Origin of the sequence: Sphingomonas gei (assembly GCF_004792685.1) — a bacterium.
Classification (GTDB): domain Bacteria; phylum Pseudomonadota; class Alphaproteobacteria; order Sphingomonadales; family Sphingomonadaceae; genus Sphingomonas; species Sphingomonas gei.
The window spans coordinates 410,916-425,730 of record NZ_SRXT01000004.1; the positions used below are offsets into that span (position 1 = coordinate 410,916).

12 protein-coding genes are annotated in these 14,815 nt (G+C 67.1%); 4 read left to right on the forward strand and 8 right to left on the reverse strand.

All coding sequences use genetic code 11. From position 1 onward, the window contains the following. Nucleotides 1-118: 118 nt before the first annotated feature. From speD to E5A73_RS11870, 8 genes are read right to left on the reverse strand one after another with little or no spacing between them, the layout of a single operon-like run. Complete coding sequence (gene speD / locus E5A73_RS11840) at nt 119-469, reverse strand: adenosylmethionine decarboxylase (RefSeq protein ID WP_135964026.1); 351 nt, start codon at nt 467-469, stop codon at nt 119-121. Beyond that, nucleotides 466-2,082: an FAD-dependent oxidoreductase gene (locus E5A73_RS11845; RefSeq protein WP_135964027.1), complete on the reverse strand. Its 1,617-nt coding sequence runs from the start codon at nt 2,080-2,082 to the stop codon at nt 466-468. The genes speD and E5A73_RS11845 overlap by 4 nt, the downstream gene beginning before the upstream one ends. Then, nucleotides 2,072-3,604, reverse strand: coding sequence for a polyamine aminopropyltransferase (locus tag E5A73_RS11850; RefSeq protein WP_135964028.1), 1,533 nt, complete (start codon nt 3,602-3,604; stop codon nt 2,072-2,074). Before E5A73_RS11850 ends, E5A73_RS11845 begins: the two co-directional genes overlap by 11 nt. Beyond that, the gene (locus E5A73_RS11855; RefSeq protein ID WP_135964029.1) at nt 3,597-3,809 is read right to left on the reverse strand and encodes a DUF350 domain-containing protein; all 213 of its coding nucleotides are present in this window, start codon (nt 3,807-3,809) and stop codon (nt 3,597-3,599) included. Before E5A73_RS11855 ends, E5A73_RS11850 begins: the two co-directional genes overlap by 8 nt. Nucleotides 3,810-3,818: 9 nt before the next feature. Further along, nucleotides 3,819-3,965, reverse strand: coding sequence for a hypothetical protein (locus tag E5A73_RS21380; protein ID WP_168355916.1), 147 nt, complete (start codon nt 3,963-3,965; stop codon nt 3,819-3,821). Then, nucleotides 3,962-5,290 carry a DUF4178 domain-containing protein gene (locus E5A73_RS11860; protein WP_135964030.1) on the reverse strand — a complete coding sequence of 443 codons (1,329 nt, stop codon included), beginning with the start codon at nt 5,288-5,290 and terminating at the stop codon, nt 3,962-3,964. The genes E5A73_RS21380 and E5A73_RS11860 overlap by 4 nt, the downstream gene beginning before the upstream one ends. Beyond that, complete coding sequence (locus E5A73_RS11865; protein ID WP_135964031.1) at nt 5,280-5,954, reverse strand: DUF4178 domain-containing protein; 675 nt, start codon at nt 5,952-5,954, stop codon at nt 5,280-5,282. The genes E5A73_RS11860 and E5A73_RS11865 overlap by 11 nt, the downstream gene beginning before the upstream one ends. Nucleotides 5,955-5,969: 15 nt before the next feature. After that, nucleotides 5,970-6,962 carry an SPFH domain-containing protein gene (locus E5A73_RS11870; protein ID WP_135964032.1) on the reverse strand — a complete coding sequence of 331 codons (993 nt, stop codon included), beginning with the start codon at nt 6,960-6,962 and terminating at the stop codon, nt 5,970-5,972. 470 nt (nt 6,963-7,432) lie between these two features. On the opposite strand from E5A73_RS11870, the gene E5A73_RS11875 reads away from it, so the two are divergent. From E5A73_RS11875 to E5A73_RS21385, 4 genes are read left to right on the forward strand one after another with little or no spacing between them, the layout of a single operon-like run. Next, on the forward strand, nt 7,433-8,203 hold the full coding sequence (locus E5A73_RS11875) for a DUF805 domain-containing protein (RefSeq protein ID WP_168355917.1): 771 nt from the start codon (nt 7,433-7,435) through the stop codon (nt 8,201-8,203). Between the two features lie 33 nt (nt 8,204-8,236). Beyond that, nucleotides 8,237-9,580: a hypothetical protein gene (locus tag E5A73_RS11880; protein ID WP_135964034.1), complete on the forward strand. Its 1,344-nt coding sequence runs from the start codon at nt 8,237-8,239 to the stop codon at nt 9,578-9,580. A gap of 28 nt (nt 9,581-9,608) precedes the next feature. Beyond that, nucleotides 9,609-12,623 carry an ATP-binding protein gene (locus tag E5A73_RS11885; RefSeq protein ID WP_135964035.1) on the forward strand — a complete coding sequence of 1,005 codons (3,015 nt, stop codon included), beginning with the start codon at nt 9,609-9,611 and terminating at the stop codon, nt 12,621-12,623. After that, a complete protein-coding gene (locus tag E5A73_RS21385) occupies nt 12,620-14,707 on the forward strand; it encodes a midas domain-containing protein (RefSeq protein WP_168355918.1) in 2,088 nt (695 codons plus the stop codon). Before E5A73_RS11885 ends, E5A73_RS21385 begins: the two co-directional genes overlap by 4 nt. Nucleotides 14,708-14,815 lie beyond the last annotated feature (108 nt).

Here is a 14,815-nt window from a genome sequence, read left to right on the forward strand (position 1 = left end):
CCTCATGGGATTCGCTTGACGCGCTTCTCTGTTTGGCCTCCCGCGCTCGGCGCGCATCCATTCCTGCTGTTTCTTGCGCTCAGCGATCTGCAGGCAGCAGCTTTCCGCCAAGAGCGGTCTATACGATGCTCCTCGTCAGCAGTGTTCGGCGTCTGATCTGCCCGCCGAGGCACTGCATGATGGCGTCGAGCGCAGCGTCGAGATCGTGGCTCCGCCCACACATGAAGATATCGACGCAGGCGCTGCTATATTCGGGCCAGGTGTGAATCGAGATATGCGATTCGGCGAGCATCGCCACGCCGGTGACACCCTGACCGGAGCCGAAACTGTGCAGTCTCACCTGGAGCAGGGTCGCGCCGGCTGCAGCCGCGGCATGGATCAGACAGCGCTCTATATTGCCGACATCGTCGAGACGCGTGCCGCCGGACAGGTCGGCAATCAGATGCTGTCCTTGATAGGCCTCGATCACAACAGGCTTTCATGCGCATGACCGAGCATCGCCATCGCCCGCTCGGCGGCATGGACGCCGCGATAATGCGCCTCCTCGAACAGCGAAAGGCCGCTGAGATCCGAGTGGGCGAGAAACAAAGGCGGACCGGGCTCGACGGTGTCGCCGCGCCACAGGAAGCCGGGTGTCGGACGGATCATGGCGTGGCCCCAGCGCCACAGCTCGATGCTCTGGATCGCGCCGTCGAGTTCCGGATGCATGCCGAGCAGATCGTCGCGAACGATACGCTTCCATTCGTCCGCGGACCTCTGCACGAGCAATTGTCGGGCCTGAGCAGGCGGCATGTCCGACAAGGGCAGATACCAGGTGAGCACGGTCGCCGAAGTAATTGCGTCCGGACCCTGGTGCGTAGCCACGACATAGCCGAGCGATTCGCTGGTGCTCGAAACATTGTCCCAGGCAAGCGGGACGCCGCGCCCGGCCGGCAGCCGGTCGACGGTGATATTGGCGACCAACCAGGGGGCGTAGCTGAAGCCCGCCGGGCCTTCGATCCCGTCGCAAATGCGAGCGGCGATGAAGTGCGGCAATGCCAGGATTGCGGCGCGCGCACGGGTGCGGGTCGTGGATTTCGCGGCAACGTCGAAGCTGTCGACCAGGATGTGCTCCCCCTCGCGCGCAACGCGATGGACGATGTGGCCCGGGGCGATCCGCTGCGGGAAAAAGCCGGCGAGCCGTTGGGTCAGTCTGGCATTGCCCTCGGGCCAGGCGAGCTCGTTGTCGCCGGCACCGTTTGCCGCCCAGCCACGGCGCGCCGCGAAATAATGCATGCCGGCCCAGGCCGAGACTTCGCGCGGCTCGGTGCCGTAATCGTCGCGCATCGCATAGCGGACATGCGCGCGCAGCACCGGCGAATGCCAGCCCTGCCGATCGAGCCAGGCGGCGAAGCTCATCGTGTCGAGCGCCGTCAGGTCGGCGTCGCGCGAGCTGTACGCCATCGGCAACGCGAAGGCCGGCTTGCCGTCGGCACCGATACGCTTCGAGAAAGCCGACATCGCGGCCTCGAAAGCGGCGAGATCGCGGCGATCCCGCGCAGTGATGCCGGTGCGCGGGATCAGCCCTTCCTGCCAGCGGCCTTGCCAGAACAGCCGTTCCTGCATGTCGGCGCAGAGTTGTTCCGGATCGTAGACCGGAATCCCTTCCGAATCGCCGGTGATCATGCCGAGCTGGCGCAGCAGATGGCGGAGCGCCTTGGCTTCGCGATTGGCGACGGGGAGATAGTGCGCGCCAAGCGGGTAGGCCGAGACAGGGTTGCGGCCGCTCCGCGCATTGCCGCCGACCTGGTCTTCGAGCTCGAGCAGCCTGAACCGATCGAACCCCGCGTCGGTCAGCCGCCACCCGGCCGACAGGCCCGCGACGCCGCCGCCGGCGATGACGAGGTCGACTTCCTCGAATCGATCGGGTGCGGGGAAACCGCCGGTCCTGAGCCGATGCCCGCGCGCCATGTCGGCACCGGCCAGCGCACCCCCGGGCAGCGGCGCCTCGCGCCCGAGCGCATAAGCCAGCCCGCCGCCCGCCGCGGCGACGGTGGTGGCGCCGAAGCCGAGGCCGAGCACGAAGCGGCGGTCAGCCTTCATATTTGTCCCAGGCGTTGGCGAACTCGCGGACCAGCACCTGGTTGTCGAGCCGGTTCACCGGTGTCGGCCGGCGCGCCATGTCCGGCGGGAAATCGAACAGCCTCTGGTCGATCGTCGGGGTCAGGAAGCGGCCCGTCGGGATGTTGCCCCGCGCCGGGATCGGTCCGACCGAGGCGAGGATGAACCCCCATTCACCGAAGCTCGGCACATAGACGTGATACCCGCGGGTCTGCAGCCCGGCTGCCTCGAGCGTCGAGGCGACCGTCCAGAAGGCATTGGGGGCGACCAGCGGCGAGGTGCTCTGGACGACCATCATCCCGCCGGGGGCGAGCAGCTTCCGCGCTGCGCGGTAGAAGGTGTCGGTGTAGAGCTTGCCCACCGAATAATCGACCGGATCGGGGAAATCGACGATGATTGCGTCGTATCGCCCCCTGGCCTCGCGCGCCCAGCGGAAGCCGTCGGCATTGATCACGGTCATCCGCGGGTCGGTCAGCGCGCCGCGATTGAGCCGCGACAGCATTGCCGTCCGCGAGAACAGGCTGGTCATCTCGCCGTCGAGATCGACCAAGGTGAGGTGCCGGACTTCGGGATGCTTGAACACCTCGCGCGCGGCGAGGCCGTCGCCGCCGCCGAGGATCAGCACGTTGCGCGGATTGGCGACGCGGCCCAGCGCGGGATGCACCAGCGCCTCGTGATAGCGATATTCGTCGCGCGACGAGAATTGCAGATTGCCGTTGAGATACAGCCGGACATCGTCGTCGCGGCGGGTGAGTACGATCCGCTGGAACCTGGTGCTCGTCGCGTAGATCACCGGTTCGCCATAGCTCGCCACTTCGGCCCAGCGCTGGAGCCGGTCGGACGCGACGAAGCCCGCGATCAGCGCGATCAGCACGAGCACCGACGCGACCTTCTCGGTGCGGTAGCCGGCGGTGCGCGGGAGTGTGAACAACAGCGCCAGCCCGACGCCGGCGTTGAAGATGCCGAACAGGAAGCCGGTGCGGATCATTCCGAGATGCGGCATCAGCAGCAGCGGGAAGAGCAGGCTGGCGACCAGTGCGCCGACATAGTCGAAGGTCAGCACGTTCGACACGGTCTCCCGGAAATCGAAGCCGCGCAGGATGCGGATGAGCAGCGGGATTTCGAGCCCGACGAGGAAACCGATCGCCAGCACCAGCCCGTACAGCGCGACGCGAAAATGCTCGACCAGCGGGAAGAGCAGGAACAAGGCGCAGGCCGAGCTTCCGCCGAGCAGGGCGATCATCAGCTCGATGCGGACGAACAACCGCAATTCGTCGCGCTTCACGTAACGCGAGCACCAGCTGCCGAGGCCCATCGCGAACAGATAGCTGCCGATCACGGTGGAGAATTGAGTGACGCTGTCGCCGAGCAGATAGCTTGCCAGAGTGCTCGCCAGCAACTCGTAGATCAGCCCGCAGGTCGAGACGACGAAAGCGGACGCGAGCAGGGCGGCAGTGGAGGCGGACGCCCGGATTCTGGGTCGCGCAGGATCGGCTTCAGCCATGGATGGCGGCGGCAACGATGATCGCCAGCCCGATCGCGACCGCGCCGGCGAAGATCGCCACCGCGACATTCTGCTTCTGCTCGATCTCCTGCCAGAGCTTGCCCGGCGTGAGCAGGTCGAGGATCACAAAGCCGATGACGAACACGATCATGCCGATGACCGAATAGAGCAGGGTGCTCAGCACCGCAGGCAGGGTGGTGACCATTTCGATCTCCTATTTGTGAGTGGGGCCATAGAAGCCGCCATGGGTGCGCGCCCGGCTTCCTTGTGCGAAAGGCGACCAGGCATAGACGGTGCTCATGATGAACAGCCCCGCGACGCCGAGGCACCAGAGCCCATAGACGAAAGTGCGATTGTTCATTCGTCGTCATCCTCTCCGGAAGGGGCGAAATCGCTTTCGCTCTTGCGTGCCGTTTCGAACGCGAGGTGCCAGATCAGCGCGAGCCCCAGGGGAGCTGCGAGCAGGAGCAATGCGATCAGCAGGTTCGAGCCGTAGACCGCGCCGCGCCGCACTTCCACTTGCACCACCGGCGCGGCGGCGGGGTCCATCCAGCCGGCGGTCTCGGCATAGCCGGACGCGCCGGACCAGCGATTGGCCTTATATTCCACCACCAGATCGTAGGTGCCGACGGGCACGCTGGCGATCGACACTTCGGCCTTTCGCGAACCTTCGCTCCAGGGGCCGTCGAAATCGGTGCCCGAATAGCGTTCGGCCGCGCCATACGCTTCGTAGACCTGCTGCGTCTTGCGCTCGACCAGGCTGTAGTCGAGATCGACCCAGCCATTTTCCAGCTGCGGCACGTCGGCGCGAAGATGGACGCTCTGGTAGCGGTGCGGCAGCACGATCGGCCCGAGCGTGACGCTTTGCTCGCGCCCGTCGGCGGCGACCGGGAAGCTTCCCGCCGCGGTCCAGCTGGTGCCGCCGAAGAAAAGCGCGAAGACGAGCAGGAAGGCAAAGGCAAGCGCGCCGATCTTCGCCCCGGTCCTGAGCCAGGCACCCCAGGGCGAAGGCTGGTGCGGCAAGGGCGGCCAGATTGCCTCCGGCCGGATGGCGAAAGCCTTTCGCATCTCGGCGGGCGCGAGCCAGGCATTGCGGGTCCAGCTGACTTCGCTGGCATTCTCCTCGCGCGAGAGCATGACGCCGGAGCGGACCCAATCGGCGGTCTTGACCCGCTCGCCAACCGCGACGCGCCAGTAGAATTCGCCGAGCACGTAATCGACCCGCGCCTCGCCGTCGGCGAAGAAATGGGTGTAGTTTTCCCCGTTGACTACGAGCTGATCGTAAGACAGCCAATCGGGCGTCACGGTCAGCGCTTCGCCCATGCTCCAGCCGCCGCGGACCTTCACCAGCCAGCGATAGCCGTGATACGGATTGAAGAGGAGATACTCCTCCCAGCCATAATCGCCGTCCTCGGAGCGCTGGAGATAGCCGATCGCTTCCCATTCGACTCCGCGCAGCACGCCGCGCGTTCCGAGCGGGATTTCGAGCTCGGCCAGGTGCTGATTATACGCCGTGACCAGCTTGACCTGCGGATCGGTGACATCGAGGATCGAGCTGCAATATTGGCAGGCGACATGGACGGTGTAGCCCGCCGCGCGCAACGCGACGCTGCCGCCGCACGAGGGGCAGGTCAGCGCCCGCGCCGCCGGGGCGGGCTGGGGCTCGATGGCCGTATCAGGCTGCATAGGAAGGCAGCGTCCATCCTTCGATCGCACGCAGCCCGCGCGGCGCCAGCTCGGCGAGAGTCACATAGCGGCCCTTGTAGAAGGTCACTTCCTGATCGTCGCGCTGGAGCGTCGCGCATTGGCCGTGCCGCCCGCGCAAGTCGACGCTGTAGAGCCTCCATCCGCTCCGCGCAGTGAACGGCAATTCGCCTTCAGCAGCGACGCAGACCACTTCGCGCGCATCGGCGACGACCATCTTCTCCTGATCGAGCTGAAACTCGGTGCCCGGCCGCGCGTCCTTGCCGTTGGCGATTTCGCGCAGCGCGCGGGTGCGCACCTTGCCGATCGGCTGCTCGCGAAGCAGCATGAACTGCCCCATCGCCTCGCCCAGCCAGGCATTGGCGCCATCGTCGAACAGCAAGAGCCACTCGTTCCACGCGCCGTCGGTCCACGCCCAGCGGACGCGGCCGATTACTTCGAAGCCGTTGTCGTCGGCGCGCCCGCGCATGCCGATCTGCACCGGGCTGACATCGAACGGCAACGCCGCGACTTCGCCCACCTTGGCCACGCCGGCATCGCTGCGCACCAGCATCGAGCGGCAATAGTCGCAGACCCGGTTGGGCAATGCCGGCGAGCGGAACACGACATCGGCGCCGCAATTGGGGCAGGGGAGGTGAAGACTCATGCGCCCAAGTCCCAATCAGCGGATGCGGCTGAGCAGCTCCGCCTTCTTGGCGTCGAACTCCTCTTGCGTGATCGCGCCGATCGTCTGCAATTTGTGCAGCTTCTCGATCTGCGCATAGGCGTCCTCGCCGGGCGCCGCGGCCGGGGCTGCGGGCGCCGCGCCGATGCCGCTCGCCATGCTCTGGCCGATTGCCACGCCCGCTGCCATTCCCGCCCCGGCGCCCGCGACGCCGCCCGACTGGCCGGCGGCGGTCTCGATCGCCTGCGCGCTCTGGAAGCGGACGAACCGGTCGAGGTCGCCCACCACGCGCATCGAGCTGGCCTTGTCGAGATGCGCCTGGACTTCCTCGGGCAGGGACAGGCTCTCGATGAAGAAGCTGGTGCAGCTGAGCCCCCACCCGGCGAAGGCGGGCTCGACCGCGGCCTTGAGCTGCTCGGACAAGGCCGCCTGGTTCGCGGCCAGGTCGAGGAACGCGATCTCGCCGGTTCCCAGCGCCGATGCGATGGCGGTCGCGATCGCGCCGCGCAGCTGCGGCTCGAGATCGCCGAGAGTCAGCCGGTCGAGCGAGCCCATCATCTTGACTGCGAAGGTCGGCACGCTCTCGATCCGGAACGAATAGGAGCCGAAGGCGCGGACGCGCAGCGGGCCGAATTCCTTGTCGCGCACGGTGATCGGCTGGGTGGTGCCCCATTTCAGCCCGGTCTGTTCCTTCTGGCTGTAATAATAGATGTCGGCCTTGAACGGCGAGGCGAAGCCCTTGTCCCAGTTGAGCAGCGACGTGAGCACCGGCAGATTGCCGGTCTCGAGCGTGTAGAGCCCGGGCAGGAAGGCATCGGCGAGCTGTCCTTCGTTGTAGAATAAGGCGGTCTGGCCCGAACGCACCGTGAGCTGGGCGCCGTTCTGGATCTCGCGGTCTTCCATGGGATAGCGGATCGCCAGCGTCCCGGGCTCATCCACCCAATCGATGACGTCGACGAACTGCTTCGAGAGAAAATCGAAAATGCCCATATGCTTCCCCTTGTGGCGCACGATAGAGGCGCAGACCGGAGATCGAAACCACAAATCGAGGAAAAGCGTGCGCCGAAGAGGCGGGGGACCGCAAATCGTAGCTGTCGCTGCCTCCCGCTGCTTTCGGGTCGCGAAGCGACACAAGCGAGCGTTCGTGGTTCACGACACTCGACAACCGTGCACCTGAATGTTTCGTACACTGATCGCCCGACGGGCGTCTTCGCTGCTGGAAAGAATGTGGACCAAGCTGTCGACGCCGTTCGGCGCACAAGCAACGCCTAAAGGAAGCGGTCGCCAGCCAGTTGTGGCCCACGTATTTGATGCTCGAAGACCTTGCGGCGTCCTTGAACTAACTTTCCAGCGCTGTTATCTTGATTAAAGGGGATGTATCCTGCGTCTGTTCAGCATGGTGAAGCGCGATGCTTCACTGCATCTGGCGCCAGTCTTCGCGGCTGGCTGGGGGCTCGCGCATGGGTGCCGACGCATACGACATGATCGAGTGCCCCGCCTGCCATCTGACCGTCCGTGCGCAGCCGCGCTGCGAAATCTGCGGATCGCCTATGCCGACGGTCGCGCCCGAAGCGTTCGAACCGGATCTTGCGCCCGAGCCCGATGGGGACGATCCTGAAGCACGCGCGGACCTGCCCGAATTGGAGCCTGTCGACGAAATCCCGCCGGCTGCGTCCGCACCGGCCGACGCGCAAACTCCCGCGTCGGATGCAATTCTGGAGGATAGCCGGCCTGACGGCGGACGTCAGCCGGATCCGCTGCCTGTCCCCGAGCCGGTGGTCGTGCGGCAGCAGAAGACCCCGCCGCCGCCCGCACCGTTGGGCCCGCCGCCCTTTCCGGCTACGGGAAAGCCGTCGGCCAACGCTATAACCCGGCGTCTTTTCACCGATTTCGAGTTCAAGGGACGGATGGCGAAGCGTGCGTATTGGCGGATGTTCGCGTGGCGCGCCGCAGCCGCACTGATCGGCGCGCTGCTGATCGCGCTCGATGAGGATGTGCAATATGGCGAAGCGGGAACGCTCGCCATCCTCGCGTTCGTGGCGGTCGTGGTCATCGCCGTCAGCGGGCTCGCCGAAGCCAGCCGCAGGCTGCACGATACCGGCAAGCCGGGGCTGTGGAACTTGCTGGTGCTGATCCCTTATGTCGGCTTCCTCCCGTTGCTCTATCTTCTGGCGCAAGACGGCCAGCCGCACGACAACCCCTACGGGCCTCCGCCCGCCGCGGAGGTGTAGCGGCATGCCGCGTGGCAGTGGCGCACTACGCGGATGGCCAGCGCCGCCCTTGTGGATCCGGCCCAGAAATGGGCGACGCTGCGCAAGATCGACCCCGAATGCTGGGAGCAGGTCGGCGCGGGCGGGCAGGGGTTTCCGATCTGGCAGCTCAAGGAAGATTGGCTGCGGGTGATGTTCAAGGGCGCGTTCGTGGCAGTGCGGGCAGTCGCCGGGCCAAACATGCAGCCGATCCAGGCGGTGAGCTTCGCCGGTCCCGACGGCTCCTATGACCTGCGGCTCTATTCGCGGCTGCGGCCGGGCGAATATTGCGATTCGACATGGAGCTTCATGGCGTCGCCGGGCGCCGAAATGCCCGAGCAGGTCGGGCATCCCGGACGCCGCCGGCTCGAAGCGCCGCTGACCGATGGTGATGCGTTCACCGCGCCGGTCAACATGATCTGGATGATCGATCCCGCGCGCATCGGCGGGCAGCTCGGCCCGCAGGACTTCCACATCCGCTATTTCTGCCCGGCGATCGACGAGACGATCGACATCAACGCCGCGACGCTCGAGATCGGCTATCAGGAGAACCAGCTCGAAAAGCAGATGAAGGTGCTGCCGTGGCAACGCTATCTGTTCTGGCTCGGCCAGCTGCGCCAGATCGACAAGGCGGCGTATGGCCGCATTCCCAAGGACATCCGCCACTGGATCGAGAGCCGGGAAGGGCAGGCGCGGATCGCGCAGCTGACCGAGCAGGACGTCGGCGCGCTGATCCAGCAGGGAATGCTGCCGCCATGGCTCGCCTGGCTGAGCCCGCAGGAAGCGCCGCAATTGCTCGAATCGATCCGCCTGCAACAGGGCATCGGGCGCCGGCAGGACGTGGTCCAGCAATATGCGATGACGTTGCAGATCCCCAATTTCAGCCCGATCCCGCGGCTGCTGATGGCGATCGATCCGGCGCGGCTCGATCCGCTCGATCTGCAGGCGTTCATGACGATCGGCGCGCTGCGCGAGCTGCACGGCTTCGCCGAGGTGGCGCAGGCCGAGCTGATCAAGCGCCGTCCCGATCTGCAGGCGGCGATGCAGAGCCCGCAGGGTATGCGCCAGCTGCAGGGCGATCCCGAAGTCGCCGCGCTCGCCGCCGATCCGCGCGCGCAGGCCGAGCAGCAGGACCAGCAGGAGCTGCTCGTCCGCCGCGCCGGCAACTACGGCCCGACCCAGCGCGAGATCATGATCGCGATGCAGGTGACCAGCAACATCCAGCAGCAGCAGATCGGCATGATGATGATGGGCAGCAATATGGGGATGTTCATGGGCCTCGACTCCGCCGAGCGATACCTCAAGATCGCGCTCGCCGAGGGGCCGCCGTGGAAGCTCTACAAGCCGTACGTCTGTTGATTCGCGTGCCGCCAGGAAAGCCCCGCCGATGCAATTGACCGGACCCGAGATCGTCTGCACCGACGACCTCGCGCCGTTCTTCGGATCGGTGCCGCAATCCTCGCACCTGCTCTTCTACGCCGTCACCGGCTTCGAGATTCCGTCGCTCCCCGCGCTTTCCCCCGAGGGCGCTCAGAAGGGCGATGTCGTCGGCGCGGTGCTCTATCGCTTCCGCTCGTTCATCAGCGAGTTGCACCAGCCCGGGCGCAATCGTTCGATCGCGCTGCAATTCGCTTCACGCCCCGACGAATCGCATTTCAACGCGCGGGTGCGCTGCCACATCCTGCTGCGCAGTGCCCAGCCCGACGCCGAGAGCGCGAAGCGCGAAGTCGCGGCGTTCGCCGAGCAGGCGCGGCGGACCTTCCCGCAAGAGGGCATCTTCGCTTATGGCAGTCCGCACTGGATGGATCGCGCCGAGCTGGCCAGGGCTCTGTTCGAGGGCGGCGCGGTGCCGATCGACATAGTCGAGATCCGCAAGTTCGAGGACGTGCTGACGGCGTGGAGCCAGCCGTCGATGCAATATGTCCCGCATCGCTTCTGGGCCGACAACCGGCGCGATCCGTGGCTGTCGATCATAGAGACCTTGTCGCAGACGTCGACGCCGACCGCGGTGCGCGTCGAGCTGCAGCCGGTGCAGCTGTCGAACGGGCAGGGGCTCGATTTCATCGCGCTCGCCGGGCGCTGGTTCTCGGTGATCACCGAGGATCTCACCCGCAAGGCCAGCCAGGGCGAGCAGGTCCGCACCGACGGCGTGGTGACCGAGGAGATGATGCGCGCCGAGCTAGTGGCGACCGCCTCGGCGAACGCGTCGACGATCTCGTACATCCATCGCGGCCGGCACATCTACGAACGGCTGACGACCTATGCCGACACCGTGTTCACGACGCGCGTCACGCTCGCCGCGCGCGGGCAGGTGCCCGAGGCAGTGATCGGCAGCGTGCGCTCGGCATTGTCGAACCCGCCGCCCGACGACGAGGCGGGGGCGATCGGCTGGAACCGGCCGGGGATCGCCCGCCCCGCCGCCGACGAGCGCGACGAGGCGGTGGAGAGCTTCCGGATGCTCACCCAATCGCGCTGGGGACGCAGCCCGCCCAACGCCGCGAGCCCGTACAAGGTCGATCTCGGCGGGGTGGTCACCCCCGACGAGGCAGTGAGCCTGTTCCATGTGCCGATTTACGACCGGCCGGGGCAGACCTCGGCGCTGAGTACCGCCGAGGCGCCGTTCGTGATCCCGCCCGAGACGCTGGCGAGGGACCGCTTCGCCGAGGCCGGACCCGAGAAGCCCGAGGGATCCGAGAAAAAGGCGAGCAAGGCCGACAAGGTGATGATCGGTTATATGTATCAGCGCGAGAAGCTGCTGGGCCCCGACGCCGAGGGCGGCGCGGGGCTGCCGTTCTGCGTCACGTTGGGCGATCTGATGAAGCCGTCGCTGCTCGTCGGCGCTCCGGGCAGCGGCAAGACCAACCTGGCATTCTCGCTGCTGATCCAGCTGTGGCGGGACCACAAGGTGCCGTTCCTCGTGCTCGATCCGTCGACGGGCCAGGAATTCCGCATGCTGATGCGCGATGCGTCGCTCAAGGAGGATCTGGTCGTCTATACCGTCGGCGATCGCGACGAATGTCCCTTGCAGTTCAATCCGTTCTCGGTGCCGCCGGGAGTCACCGTGCGCAACCACGCCACCCGCATCCTCGCCGCGTTCCGCGCGGCGTTCCAGATGTTCGATCCCGTGCCGGCGATCTACGAAGGCGCGCTCGAGCGCATCTACACCGATCCGCGCTATGCCGGCGGCCACCCGCCGATGCGGATGGACCAGAAAGGCGGGCTCGACAGCTTCGCGCCCACGCTCGCTAGCTTCGCCGAGGCGATCCGCGACGAAGTGAACGAAAAGGCGGTGAGCCTGTACGAAGGTTCGAAGGAGTCGATCGGGGTGATCCGCGGCGCCAGCACGATCCGCGTCAACGCGATCGGCAAGAAGGTCGGCCACATCATCAACGTGGAGGGCAATAACGGCGAGTTCATGCAGAAATTGCTGCGCCGCCCGGTCGTGATCGAGATGGGCGGACTGGGCGATTCCTCGAACATCTCACTGGTCATGGCCTTTCTGCTGACCCAGCTCGCGGGCCATATCGAATGGGCGTATCGCAAGGACGAAAGCCGCATCCACGTCATGTTCATCGAGGAGGCGCATCGCCTGCTGGGCGGCGGCGAGGGCGAAGGAGTCGAGGGCAAGAGCGCCGAGGACCTCAACATGATGCTCGCCGAAGTGCGCAAGTTCGGCCAGGGCATCCTCGTAATGGATCAGCGTCCGAGCAGCCTGGTCGGCGGCGTGCTCGACAATTCGTACATCAAGATCCTCACCCGGCTGTCCGATCGGCCGGGGTTCGAGCGCCTCGCCAACGAGCTCAACCTCAACGACGCCCAGCAGCGTTATGCGCGGACCCGGCTCAAGACCGGCGACGCGATCGTGATCGACCGCGACGCAGGCCAGCCGGTGCTGATGCGTTCGGAGGACGCCAAGGGACCGCTGGAAAAAGGCCCGTTCCCCAACGAAGATCTGATCGCACAGATGCGCGCCAATGCCGAGGCGAAGGGGTTGGTGCCGCCCGAGGCGGCGCCCTATGTCGAGCCGGGCAATGCGCACGACGGCGCCGATGGTGCGCCGGGTGAAGCGGCCGCCAAATCGGGCTATGGCGGCGCGCAGGGTTGGCTCGATCGGCGCAGCACGGCGGGGCTCAAGCAGCTGGTCGACAGCTATCTCGGCGATTCCAAAGTCTATTACACGATCAGCGACTCGCTCACCGAGACGCAGGACCCCGCTGCTGCAAAGCAGGCGCTCGAGCGATGCTTCGCCGAACGCGCCGCCGGGTTCGACACGCTGTCCGCCGATCTGCGCGAGATGCTGCAATGGGCGCTGATCGGCCGGATCGCCGAGACCCAGTTCCCCAAAGCGATCGCGGCGCGCGTGGAAGCGCTGCGTGACGCTTCGGCGGAGCCGCCGCGATGATGGATCCGGAAGACATGCCCGCTCCCGAGCCGGTGCAGGCGCCGGTGATCGAGACGTTCGAACCGCCACAGCGGCCGCCGGACATGCCGCCGCCGGCGATGGCCGAGGCGATGCCTGCGGCCGGGATGATCGAGCAGGTGGTGGCTCCGCCGCGCGTGGATACGCCCGAAGTCGCGCAATCGACCGAACCGACGATCAGCTCGGATGAAGGCCAGATGAGCCTGCGCGACCGGGCCCCGATCGAGGCGATCGGCGAGGCGTCGGCGATATCCGGCGATTATCTGGAAACCTCGCGCGAGCAGGGCGATCGCGATCGCGCGGAGCAGCAGGCTGCGATGCGCGAGGCGTACCGGACCACCGAGCGCGACGAGCAGCCCGAACCGCTCGAGGAGGCGGGCCTGCGCGGTCCCGAGCCCGATGCCGCCCCGCCGCCCGAAATGGACAGCTTTGAGCCGGCGCCTGCCGAAGTCGAGACCGATCCGGCGGGCGATCAGGCGCACGAGACCGGCGACCTCGGCGAAGCGGCCCCGACCGAAGCCGTGGCCGGCGACGATACCAGTGCCGAGACACCGGCCGATTCGGCCGAAGCGGCAGCGCCGTCGGGCGACGTGCCCGAACCTGCCGGCGAAACCGCGGCCGACCTCGAAGCCGAGCCCGAACAGGCGATCGATGCTGCCGAGGGCCCCGCCGAGCCCCCTGCCGCGACCACACTCGAAGCCGGCGGGGATACGCCCGAAGCGGCGCTCGACGATGGGACGGCGGAGCCCGCCGTCGACGAGGCTATGGACTCATCCGAGGCGCCGTTTGCGGCCGAGACGGATCCCGAGGCCACGGACGCTCCGATCGAGGGCGCGGACGCCGTCGCGCCGGGCGGCGAGGACGGGGAGGTCCCGGAAACTCTCGAGACCGGCGAAGTGCGGGACGACGACGCGATGGCTACCCAGCCGCGGACCGAAACGGAGACGACCGATGCCCCGGTCGAAATCGACGGTGCGGCCGACGAGGAGACCGGTCCCACGGTGGAGCTGCCGGACGAGGAAGCCGTCGACAGCGAAGAGGCGCGCGAAGCTGCTCCGCAGCCCGGCATCGAGAGCGACACCGGCCCAGCCGAGGCCGAACCGCTCCCCGCGGCCGATGGCGAAGCGGACGATACCGCGTCGGCCGCGGAGCCTGTCGGCGAAGACGAAGCTGCGGCTGTGCCGATCGAGAATGACGCAGCCTTGGTCCCGTCGGGCGAGGAGGATGGCGAGATGCCGCCGGAGACTGCCGCCGACGATACGCCGCCACCGACGGCCGACGGCGAGATCGAGGAACAACCCGCTCCGCCGGCGGAGCCGGCTCCCGACGACGCGGAAGTCGCCGACAGCGACGGCGCGAGCGAAGCTGCTTCGCAACCGACTAGGGAAGAAAGCGGCGAGACCGGTGCCGGCGAAGAATCGCCGCTCGCTGCCGACGCCGAGGATTCGGCGACGGTCTCCGAGCCGGTTGGCGAAGACGAACCAGTCGCGGATCCGCCGATCGAGGAGGCGGACGTGACCACGCCCGCCGAGCAGGACGGCGAGGCGCCTTTCGTCGCCGAGGACGAACCGCAGGCCGAAGCGGCCGATACCCGGCAGGTGGAAATGGACGACGCTATCGACGAAGCGTCGGCCCCTGCCGCCGAGCCTGAGGACCTACCAGCCGGCAACGAAGAGGCAAGTGCCGCCGAAGCCGTGCCGCAATCCGAAACCGAAGATGAACCCCGGCCTGAAGCGGTGGCCGACACGTCGCCTGCGGAGGCGGAGGCCGTGGAGGAGACGCCTCCGTCTGGCGACGGACCCGAGCCCGAGGCAGTCGCCCAGGAAGGCCAGCCCGAGCCTCCGATCGAAGATGAAGGCCAGATCCGGCCTGAGCCCGAAGAAGCGGTCGCCGACGATCCTGCAGGCGAACCGGACGCCGAAGCGAGGCCGAACCCGGATCGCGACGAGGCGGAGCAAGCGGACGAAGCCGCCGGGCCGTCGGAAGCGGAGCCGGTGGGTGCCGACGCGGTGCCCCTGGAACCGGAACCCGAAGCCGATGACGAACCGCCGCCCGAAGACGAATAGCCCCCAAGGTCACCGAAGCCGCGGACGAAGCCGTCGAAGATGCCGGCGAAGCGATCGAGGACGCCGCCGATTGGGCGGTCGAGGAAGGGCAGGAGGCCACCGACGCGG

What these genes read in the sequence shown, in the direction of transcription:
- E5A73_RS11885 (WP_135964035.1), top strand. Translation starts at nt 9,609, where the DNA reads ATGCAATTGACCGGACCCGAGATCGTCTGCACCGACGACCTCGCGCCG.
- E5A73_RS11860 (WP_135964030.1), bottom strand. Translation starts at nt 5,290, where the DNA reads ATGCAGCCTGATACGGCCATCGAGCCCCAGCCCGCCCCGGCGGCGCGG.
- E5A73_RS11845 (WP_135964027.1), bottom strand. Translation starts at nt 2,082, where the DNA reads ATGAAGGCTGACCGCCGCTTCGTGCTCGGCCTCGGCTTCGGCGCCACC.
- E5A73_RS11865 (WP_135964031.1), bottom strand. Translation starts at nt 5,954, where the DNA reads ATGAGTCTTCACCTCCCCTGCCCCAATTGCGGCGCCGATGTCGTGTTC.
- E5A73_RS11855 (WP_135964029.1), bottom strand. Translation starts at nt 3,809, where the DNA reads ATGGTCACCACCCTGCCTGCGGTGCTGAGCACCCTGCTCTATTCGGTC.
- E5A73_RS21385 (WP_168355918.1), top strand. Translation starts at nt 12,620, where the DNA reads ATGATGGATCCGGAAGACATGCCCGCTCCCGAGCCGGTGCAGGCGCCG.
- E5A73_RS11850 (WP_135964028.1), bottom strand. Translation starts at nt 3,604, where the DNA reads ATGGCTGAAGCCGATCCTGCGCGACCCAGAATCCGGGCGTCCGCCTCC.
- E5A73_RS11880 (WP_135964034.1), top strand. Translation starts at nt 8,237, where the DNA reads ATGGCCAGCGCCGCCCTTGTGGATCCGGCCCAGAAATGGGCGACGCTG.
- E5A73_RS11870 (WP_135964032.1), bottom strand. Translation starts at nt 6,962, where the DNA reads ATGGGCATTTTCGATTTTCTCTCGAAGCAGTTCGTCGACGTCATCGAT.
- E5A73_RS21380 (WP_168355916.1), bottom strand. Translation starts at nt 3,965, where the DNA reads ATGAACAATCGCACTTTCGTCTATGGGCTCTGGTGCCTCGGCGTCGCG.
- E5A73_RS11875 (WP_168355917.1), top strand. Translation starts at nt 7,433, where the DNA reads ATGGGTGCCGACGCATACGACATGATCGAGTGCCCCGCCTGCCATCTG.